General features: G+C 63.3%; 7 protein-coding genes and 1 pseudogene. 6 read left to right on the forward strand and 2 right to left on the reverse strand.

Annotated features, from left to right (window positions below):
- Positions 1–4: 4 nt before the first annotated feature.
- The 6 genes and pseudogenes from AC1DIM_RS09515 (at position 5) to AC1DIM_RS09540 (ending at position 6710) form a co-directional block, all read left to right on the forward strand.
- The gene (locus AC1DIM_RS09515) at positions 5–964 is read left to right on the forward strand and encodes a carbohydrate ABC transporter permease (protein ID WP_477710236.1); all 960 of its coding nucleotides are present in this window, start codon (positions 5–7) and stop codon (positions 962–964) included.
- Between the two features lie 77 nt (positions 965–1041).
- Positions 1042–2649: an ABC transporter substrate-binding protein gene (locus AC1DIM_RS09520; protein ID WP_477710237.1), complete on the forward strand. Its 1608-nt coding sequence runs from the start codon at positions 1042–1044 to the stop codon at positions 2647–2649.
- 113 nt (positions 2650–2762) lie between these two features.
- Positions 2763–4271 carry a glycoside hydrolase family 32 protein gene (locus AC1DIM_RS09525; protein WP_477710238.1) on the forward strand — a complete coding sequence of 503 codons (1509 nt, stop codon included), beginning with the start codon at positions 2763–2765 and terminating at the stop codon, positions 4269–4271.
- A gap of 119 nt (positions 4272–4390) precedes the next feature.
- A complete protein-coding gene (locus AC1DIM_RS09530) occupies positions 4391–5326 on the forward strand; it encodes a carbohydrate kinase family protein (protein ID WP_477710239.1) in 936 nt (311 codons plus the stop codon).
- 101 nt (positions 5327–5427) lie between these two features.
- A pseudogene (locus AC1DIM_RS09535) lies at positions 5428–5604 on the forward strand (aldo/keto reductase); the annotation flags it as partial.
- Positions 5605–6242: 638 nt separating this feature from the next.
- Entirely contained in the window at positions 6243–6710 is a 468-nt protein-coding gene (locus AC1DIM_RS09540) for a hypothetical protein (protein WP_477710240.1), read from the forward strand.
- A gap of 679 nt (positions 6711–7389) precedes the next feature.
- Here the strand turns inward: AC1DIM_RS09540 and AC1DIM_RS09545 are convergent.
- Together AC1DIM_RS09545 and AC1DIM_RS09550 are read right to left on the reverse strand one after the other, a co-directional pair.
- Complete coding sequence (locus tag AC1DIM_RS09545) at positions 7390–7986, reverse strand: hypothetical protein (protein WP_477710241.1); 597 nt, start codon at positions 7984–7986, stop codon at positions 7390–7392.
- Between the two features lie 132 nt (positions 7987–8118).
- Positions 8119–9159: an alpha/beta fold hydrolase gene (locus AC1DIM_RS09550; protein WP_477710242.1), complete on the reverse strand. Its 1041-nt coding sequence runs from the start codon at positions 9157–9159 to the stop codon at positions 8119–8121.
- Between the last annotated feature and the right edge of the window lie 182 nt (positions 9160–9341).

Raw genomic sequence — 9341 nt, forward strand, 5'->3', positions numbered from 1 at the left:
CAAAATGTCCCTGACAACCAACCCCCGCACTACCGGCAGCCCCGCACGGGCCGTCATCCAAGACCGCCCTCGGCAGACGCTGAGGGAAAAGTATGGTGACCGCGTCTTCAACGTCACCGCCACTGCAGTGCTGCTGCTGTCGATCCTGGCAGTGGTCTATCCCCTGTACTTCATCGCCATCGCCTCTGTCAGCGATCCTAACGCGATCTACGAGGGCAAGGTCTGGCTGTTTCCCTCGGGCGTGACGCTTGAGGGATACCAGCGGATTTTCGCGGACAGCCGGATCTGGAACGGCCTGGGCAACACCCTCATTTACACCGTCCTTGGGACCGCGATCAGTGTCACGACGATCCTGTGCGGCGCCTACGCACTGTCACGCAAGGACATGCCGGGCCGGAAAATCCTGATGCTCCTGTTCGTCATCACCATGTTTTTCGACGGCGGACTCATCACCAAGTACCTGGTCGTCCGGGACCTTGGCATGCTCAATACCGCCTGGGCCGTGGTCCTTCCCGGTGCGGTCGGGGTCTGGAACCTGATCATCGCCCGCTCCTTCTTTGAACACACCATCCCGAATGAACTCCGCGAAGCCGCCCAGATGGACGGCGCCACGGACTTCAAGTTTTTCTTCAAGATGGTCCTGCCGCTGTCCAAGCCACTGATCATGCTCATGATCATGATCCATGTCGTGGCCCAGTGGAACTCGTTTTTCGACGCCCTGATCTTCCTGAATGATGACTCCAAATACCCGCTGCAGCTTGTGCTGCGCAACATCCTCATCCAATCCGATGTTTCATCCACCGGCACCACCGGGGGAGACATCCAGTCCTATGCGGCAGCGCAGAGGATCGCGGAGCTCACCAAGTACGCCATGATCGTCGTCTCGAGCCTGCCGCTGATGATTGCCCTGCCATTCATGCAGAAGCACTTCACCAAGGGCGCCATGATCGGCGCCGTCAAATAGGGACCCTCGCCTCGCACCACCGGTCCCCGGGGCACCCGCCGCGGGCCGGCAAAACACACCTCAGAATAGGAATGACCATGGCAATCAGCCGAAAATGCGCCGTCCTTGGCGCCCTCCTGGCCGGAACAATGACATTCACCGCCTGTTCAGGCGGCCAGTCCGGCTCTCCGGAGGTCAAAGACGCCTCCGCTGACTTCGGATTCCAAGCAACAGGGTTCCCGATCGTCAGCAAGCAGCTGACCCTGAAGTTCTCGGGAACCAAGACGGCCCTGGCACCGGACTTCAGCACCATGACCGTGGTGAAGAACTGGGAAAAGGACACCAACATCCATATCGACTGGCAGAATCTGCCCGAGACCGTCTTCAAAGAAAAGAAAAACCTTATCCTGGCCAGCGGGGACCTTCCGGATGCGTTCTTCAACACGGGCCTGACGGATGCGGAAATCGCGACGTACTCCGCAAGCGGCACCTTGATCCCGCTGGAGAACCTGATTGAGAAGAACGCGCCCAACCTCTCCAAGCTGCTCGCTGCCCGTCCCGACATCAAGGCAGCCATCACTTCCTCGGACGGGCACATCTACTCCCTGCCCTCCATAGAGGAGCTCGGCCTCGTCCAGTTCCCCGACGAAATCGCCATCAACACCGCATGGCTGACAAAGCTCAACATCCCCATGCCCAAGACCATCGCTGAATTCCACGACGCCCTGCTGGCGTTCAAAACCCGGGACGCATCAGGAACCGGCAAGACTATCCCGCTGAGCTTCATGCCCGGTTCCTGGTGCGGGGACATCGTGGACCTGATCGCCGCCCTCGGCGGGGTGCCGGACAATATGGACCACCGCATCGTCCAGGACAACAAAGTCATCTTCACCCCCACGCAGGACGGCTACAAAAAAGCCATCCAGACCCTGCACCAGTGGTACCAGGAAGGCCTGATCGATCCGGAATCCTTCTCCCAGGACGACAAGGCCTACCTTGCGAAGGGCAAGGCCGCCACGGAAAACCTCGGCTCGTTCGCTTGGTGGGAAGTCCCCGAGATGGTCGGCGCCGACCGCGCCAACGACTATGCCCTTGTGCCCGTGCTCCAAGGCGTGGACGGCAAGCGCATCGCCAGCCAGTCCAATAACCAGGAAATCGCCCGAGGCGCCTTCGCCATTACCCGGGCCGACAAATACCCCGCCGCGACCATGCGCTGGGCCGACAACCTCTACGACCCGACCCAGTCCGCCCAGGCCAACTGGGGACCGATCGGCGAAACCCTCCAAAAAGACGCCAACGGGATGCTGACCCAGATCCCCGCCCCGGCCGGAACCAGCGAAGGCGAACGCCGACAGAAGGTGGCCCCCGGCGGACCGAAGGCCAACACCGCGGATAACTTCAAGACCGTCGTCGCGCCCGAACCGCGCGCCGCGGAACGCCAGAAGACGGTCAACGAAAACTACAAGCCCTTCGCCGGTAACGACGGCTACCCCTCGGTGGCACTGTCCACCGAGGAACTCCAGCAGATCACCAGCATCGAGACCGACACCACCTCCCTGGTCAAGCAAAACATCGCCAAATGGATCGTCTCCGGCGGCATCGAGCAGGAATGGGACGGTTACCTCACCCAGCTCAAGAACATCGGAGTCGAGAAAATGATCGAGGTCTACCAGCAGGCCTACGACCGCTACAAGAAGAACTCCTAGCCACCGACACGGCGGGGCAGGCCGGTTCATCACRCGCCGGCCTGCCCTGCCGTCCGGGACCCCGCACCGGGAAATTCCCGTACGCACCAGCACAGAATCGAGATCCGACCCTCATGACTGCCGTGACCGCCACGACGGCCGACACCTTCCGGCCCTCCCTGCACTATGCAGCCCGGAATACCTGGCTCAACGACCCCAACGGCCTGGTCCACCATGCGGGCGTCTACCACCTCTACTATCAGAACAACCCGCGGGACAACGTCTGGGGAAACATGTCCTGGGGTCACGCCACCTCAACGGACCTGTTGACCTGGACTGAGCACCCGGTAGCCATCGCCTGCGACGAATTTGAAGACATCTTTTCCGGCAGCATCGTCTTCGACCGGCACAACACCAGCGGCTTCGGCACCGGATCAACGGCTCCGCTGGTCGCCGTCTACACCAGCGCCTACAAGACCGCTTCCGCGCACCACGGCGTCCAGGCCCAGTCCCTGGCCTACAGCCTGGACGGCGGCTACACGTGGACCAAACACCCCGGCAATCCCGTGCTGAACCGGGGGTCAGCCGACTTCCGCGACCCCAAGGTCTTCCGCTACGAATCCGACGCCGGAAGCTACTGGGTCATGGCGGCCGTGGAAGCCCAGGATTTCGAAGTCGTCTTCTACAAATCCCACGACCTCAAGGCCTGGGAACTGCTGAGCAGCTTCGGCCCGGCCAACGCCACCGGCGGGGTCTGGGAATGCCCGGACCTCTTCCCGCTGCCTGTCGACAGTGACCCGGAAAACCTCAAGTGGGTCCTGACCGTAAACCTCAATCCCGGGGGACCCAACGACGGCTCGGCCGGACAGTACTTCGTCGGGGACTTCGACGGGACCACGTTCACCTCAGACACCACAGTCACCGACGGTCTGCAGAACCCCGGCCGCCTCGCCGAGTACCAGTGGCTCGACTGGGGCAGGGACTACTACGCCGCCGTTTCCTTCAGCGACGTTCCCGACGGCCGAAGGCTCATGGTCGGGTGGATGAACAACTGGCAGTACGCCAACGAGATCCCCACCTCGCCGTGGCGCAGTCCAATGTCCCTGGTCCGGGAAGTGTCTCTGCACAGCGTCGAGGGGAGCTGGCGGCTGGCGCAGCAGGCCGCAGGGGAGCTGGCTCCACGCGCCGGGCAGGGTCCGTCATTCGGCCTTGCGGCAGTCGAAATTTCCGAGGGGCAGCACGTCCTGGACGGCGCCGCCGGCAGCGTCCAACGCATCGAGTTCACCGCTACACCGGGAACGGCCGAGGAATTCGGGCTGATTGTTCGCGGCGAGGGAGCGCACGGAACCCGCATCGGCATTCGTCCCGCGGAAGCGCTCATCGTTATCGACCGCAGGGAATCCGGACACACGGACTTTCACGAATCTTTCGCCTCCATCGACACTGCCCCGATCCGGGCGACAGACGGTGCCTATGAAATCACCATCTACGTGGACCGCTGCTCCGTCGAGGTTTTCGCCCAGGGAGGCCAGATCACCCTGACCGAGCTGATCTTCCCGGCCGCCACCAGCACCGAGGTCTCGCTCTACGCCAACGGGGGCACAGCAACCCTCACCAGCCTGAATGTCACCCAATACGCATAACGGTCCCCGACCCGCCGTGGAAGCGGCAACCGCCGCCGCGGCCTGAGCACGGCCGGCAGCATGAACGCGGCCACCTCCTGCGCGAACCCGGCAGCACACCACCTCAAGAAAGACATGACATGCACAATCTCGAGTCCCGCGGCCCGTCCCGGCAGCCCCTGGACGTCGTCGTTGTCGGAGAAGCCCTCATCGACGTCGTCACCTCGCACGAGGGGACAAGCGAATACCCTGGCGGGTCACCCGCCAACGTTGCCTATGGGCTTGGCCGGCTCGGCATCAACACCGGCCTGCTGACCGCCATCGGCGACGACGAACGCGGTGCCGCCATCGAACGGCACCTGCACAGTGCCGGTGTGACGCTCCTGCCCGGCTCATACTCCCTGGGAAGAACCGCCTCGGCGACCGCGACTATCGCCCCGGACGGGTCCGCCAGCTACGACTTCGACATTAGCTGGGCACTGGAACCGGTCGCCCCCGCCTATGTCCCGAAGGTCCTTCACACCGGTTCGATCGCCACCTTCCTTGCACCGGGCGCGGACGCGGTCAAATCCCTCCTGCAGCAGTGCCGGCACGAAAGCACAATCACCTATGACCCCAACATCAGGCCCGCCCTGCTCGGCAGCCACGCCGAGGCCATATCCACCTTCGAAGACCTGGTTCACCTGACCGACGTCATCAAACTCAGCGATGAGGACGCACGCTGGCTCTACCCCCGCAAGGACCTGGATGGCACCGCAGCGCACCTCCTCGGGCTCGGAGCCGGGCTGGCAGTCATCACCCAAGGTTCACAGGGTTCACTCCTCGCCACCGCCGCGACACAGCTGGACATCCCATCAGTGGCATCCGGGGTCGCTGACACGATCGGCGCCGGCGACGCATACATGGCAGCCCTGATCCTGGGACTCATCACCCGCGGCACCGACGGCCTAGCCCCCGCCGTCCTGGAGCAGCTGGGACGCACAGCCTCCATGGCCGCCGCCATCACCGTGCGCCGCCCGGGCGCAAATCCGCCGACCTTGGAGGAACTCAGGGACCATTTGCAGCCGGCTTCTTAGCCGGGTCACAAGTCCATCCTTCTGACAATTCAAAAATCCGCGTGCGCTGCCTCCGGCCCGGAAGCCGCCGCCAGCATCTGTTTCCGAAAGGCACGGCGAGCATGGAATACCGCAAACTTGGCTCCTCCGGCATGTACATCAGCGAACTGGCCTATGGGAACTGGGTCACCCACGGCGAGCAGATCGACCAGGACGCGGCCACGGCCTGCATCCGGCAGGCGCTGGACCTGGGCATCACCACTTTCGACACCGCCGACGCCTACGCAGGCAACCGCGCGGGCTAGCCCGAGGCTGTAACCTACGGACGCCCGGGAGACAGGAGCAGGCCACGCCTTGATTGTGGAGGGCTGGAATCGGGGAACAGTCACGGCAACAGGATTGTCCGCATCGTCAACCGGCAAACACGAGTCATGCTTCGGACGGGGACGGAGCGGATACCTTCAGGTGCTTGAACTATTCCCCACCAGACCGGGGAGTACCGACGGCTTAATCTGGGAGTTCTTGTGGACTCATCTTTCCCGGAACGGGATCCCCCGGTCCTAGCCGGTCTTCGGCGCTCGTGGATCAGTTCTTCGACTTCACTCCTGGGCTAAGCAGGCAACAGTCGACGTGTTCGTGAGCCGCCAAGTTTGCAATGTCCGCGGCTATTCCCGAACGTCTCCGGCGGAGAGACTTAGCTTAGTTGGGCGACGGGGACCCCCTTTTGGCCCTGGCCCCAGGACGAGGATGAAGCGGACATTTTTCCCGCAAACGCCCGATTTTGAGAAAGCCATCGACGCGGCGGCCAGGGCGGCCAGCAAGACGGGTGAAGAGCCTATCCAACTCTGGACACGGCAGGTCTCCGGGAGGATGCTGTTGCTGTCCGCGTTGGTCACCGCAAGGGGCCCCAGATCGGTAGGGAGGCTGGCATCAGATCGTGAGCGAAACACCGGACGCTCGGCAGCGACTGTCCACCCGGATCGACGATAAACAACAGGCCCTCCGCGCCTACCTTGCCCGGGAACGCCCCCGGCGGGACAGGCTCTCCAAAATCAGTATCATCGGCAGCGGCCTGGCCGCCGTACTCACCGCTGGTCCCGCAGCTGGCGGGACCGGGTTCAGCCACGCCGTGGCCGGTATCTTCGCGCTCAGCGAGGACTCGACGGTGTGGCGGGTGCTGTGCCTGCTCGCAGTGATTTTTTCGGTCGCCGCGGCACTGGCCACCAACTTCGCCACCTCCGGCGCAGTCGCGGACAAGGTCAGCGCCGCGGAAACCTGCTCCGCTCAACTTGAGGGTCTTGCTGTCTCATTGGACGTCGGCCACATCGACGTCGACGAGGCGGTGAAGCTATACCAGCAGTACGCGGGCCGCGTTTCCTTCGTGGACGGCACGGCAAGCCGCTGAGCCAGTCGCCGGCTGGTAGGACGCTAAGGATTACACGTATGCAGGGGACTCGACGGGTCACTAGCTAGTCGGCTGTGTACTCCGGGCAGGCAGATCAGCCGGACGGTCAGTTCCACCTCGGAAAGGTACCTCTGGGGCGGAGCGCATCTCGGCCTTCGCGGGCGGTTAGGCGCCTCCGAGGGTGGTGAGGAGGTTGTTCAGGACTTTCTGTTCTGTCCCCGGGTTGGGGGTGCGTGACCGGACAGCGGAGAGGACGGGATCGATCTGCTTATCGATGTAGGTCCAGGCGGCGCCATCCGCCGGCGTTTAGCGCGGATTGGTTCTCGTCCGAGGAGGTCTCGAGGTCGGTGACGCGGCCTATCACCTCACGCTGAAGTAGCTTTTCGGGTCGTCCGCGCCCAGCAGGTCGTGGTGGAAGACGATAGCATCCACCGGCGGGGTGTCCACGAACAGGACCGCGATCAGCAGAACCACTGTTTTGGAGAGGCGGTGACGGGTTTGAAGGGTGTACTCACGGCGGGGTCCTGTTCTCTGCGACGAAGCGTGAAGTTGGTACCGCGTGCGGCCGCACGCTAGTCGCGCCCGGTCCCGGCACCAGAGGCGGCCTACCCTTCTTGGCCCTAAACGTCCTGCAGGTTAGTGGCAACCAGGCAAGGAGTGCCGGAACGGGAATGCAGCTCTATTCCAGGACGTCCGCCATTGCGTCCAGCATGAGGTAGTCACCGTACGCTGACTGGAAGCCAAAGCTTTCCCAGTAGAGCCGCAGCGCAGCCTTCGCTGCATCATGCTCGGGAGTGCCTTGCTCCGGGGCAGCCTTGTTTAGGAGCGGGGCAGCCTCCACGATGACAAGGGCTGTTGAACGGCCGACGGCGCCGAGGATCGCCTTCAGGACAGCGTGCCCGAGCTTGTTGCCACGGAACTTCGGTTCAATCTCCAGGGACGACAGGACCAGCAGGTCCCCGCCGAGGGCCATCTCCTTCAGAAGGTCAGGTCGCTTGATCGTGAGCATCTCGGCGATGTTCGCCATCTTCTGGTTCACCGCGTCCATGGTCAGGAAAAGGTCGATGATTCCCGCGTCTGGCACCACATACAGCTGGGCCTTCCCGACGGTCACTTCTTTGCCGTCCCCGCTGTCATCCTCGTCGTCCCACACCGTGCCCCTGACCTTCACGGTCCAGACCATCGGGTAGTCCTCCGGGTCGTGGCGCGCGCCCGGGGTCCCGCGGAACTGGCACCGGTAATCAAGGGTCAGGTATTCAGGAACCAGGTCAGCCACGGATCTCCTTCGAGTAACACTTTACGAGCCTGTCGATGGCCCCGTGTGCAGTCTACGGTCGTCGCCGAGCTCCTGCGCTCCCGGTTCGCATAGGTTGCTCCGCGTCTCGTGAAACCACTCGGGGGAGTGGAGCTACGGGGCCAGTGGGCTTGCCGTTCGCACTGTCGAGACCACATCCAGAATCCCCTGAGCGGACGCGGCCCCGTCTTCCTGATTGTCTATCAATGACATGTGGGTGGATCCGTCAATGATTCGGTGCAGGCTGTTGGTTGAGAGGGAGGCGAGGGCGTCCTGCGAGGCGGCCCAGCCGGGCTGGCTGCCTGAGCCTGCTGTCAGGACGACCAGCGGTTTATCGGTGAAGTTCCTCAGCTCGGCGGCTTGTTGCGTCGAGGAGCCGGTGTGGATGTACTCGTCGAGCGTGCTCTTGAGGTGCCCGGGTGTCAGTCCGAGCAAACGGCCCAGACCGAGACGCCCTGCCATCGAAGCGAGTGCGGAGGCACGCTTCATCGTGTCCTCGGCGTCCGCGGTACTGCTGTGGGCTGCGTCTTTGTCCGATGCTGGCGCGGTTGAGTCCACCAGCACCAATCCGGCCACGTCTACGGGGTAGCGGGCAGCGAACGTGAGCGCGTAGAGGCCACCGAATGAATGCCCTGCCAGAACGTAGGGTCCAGGCTCGTTCCCGCGCTGCAGCATCGTGTGAAGGTCGGCCGCGGTCTGCGCACCGTCCTGCGTGGTGGTCACCGGGTCGCTCCACCCACGACCTGCCCGGTCGTAGACGCACACCCTGGTGTCACGGGCAACCGACGGTGCTATCCATCCGAGGTCAGAGGACATCAGGCCGGCGCCGGGTTCGAGAACGACGGTGGGGCTGCCGGAGCCGGTGCAGTTCAGATACAGGCGGTGCCCGCCGACGTCGATCAGCTGACCCTGTGCCGGAGCGGCCTCTGCCTTCAGAGTGGCCCTTGCGGTTTCGAAGCCGCCGCCCAATGAAGCCAGGACGAGCAACACGAGCACTGGATACAGGAGGATGCGGCCGCTCGGGCTGCGCAGCTGCCGTTGGGCTTGGACAACCATCCAGGCCGCTAGCACCAGCAAAGCGGGGGGCCACACCCCTGCGAGCAGGTCATGGGTTGGGGAGCCGGACACCACCAGAAGGAATCCGCCTAATCCCATAAAAAGCGCCGGAGCCGTGGCCCACTTTTGGGGCTGCTTAGCCTTGATTCACCGATGCTGATCGGGGCGCGGTCGGCGGTTTAAACCGAGAATGCCTGTCTTTTCGCGGAAAATGGGGTTTGTCTAGAACACCTTTTCACCAAAAAGAGAGGCATCTCGTAGATGCAACTTTCCCATACCGG

Source organism: Pseudarthrobacter sp. 01T43, assembly GCF_056398665.1.

Bases quoted from the DNA above. Each gene is read 5' to 3' on its own strand.
- AC1DIM_RS09515 (WP_477710236.1), top strand. From the start codon at position 5: ATGTCCCTGACAACCAACCCCCGCACTACCGGCAGCCCCGCACGGGCC.
- AC1DIM_RS09520 (WP_477710237.1), top strand. From the start codon at position 1,042: ATGGCAATCAGCCGAAAATGCGCCGTCCTTGGCGCCCTCCTGGCCGGA.
- AC1DIM_RS09525 (WP_477710238.1), top strand. From the start codon at position 2,763: ATGACTGCCGTGACCGCCACGACGGCCGACACCTTCCGGCCCTCCCTG.
- AC1DIM_RS09530 (WP_477710239.1), top strand. From the start codon at position 4,391: ATGCACAATCTCGAGTCCCGCGGCCCGTCCCGGCAGCCCCTGGACGTC.
- AC1DIM_RS09550 (WP_477710242.1), bottom strand. From the start codon at position 9,159: ATGGGATTAGGCGGATTCCTTCTGGTGGTGTCCGGCTCCCCAACCCAT.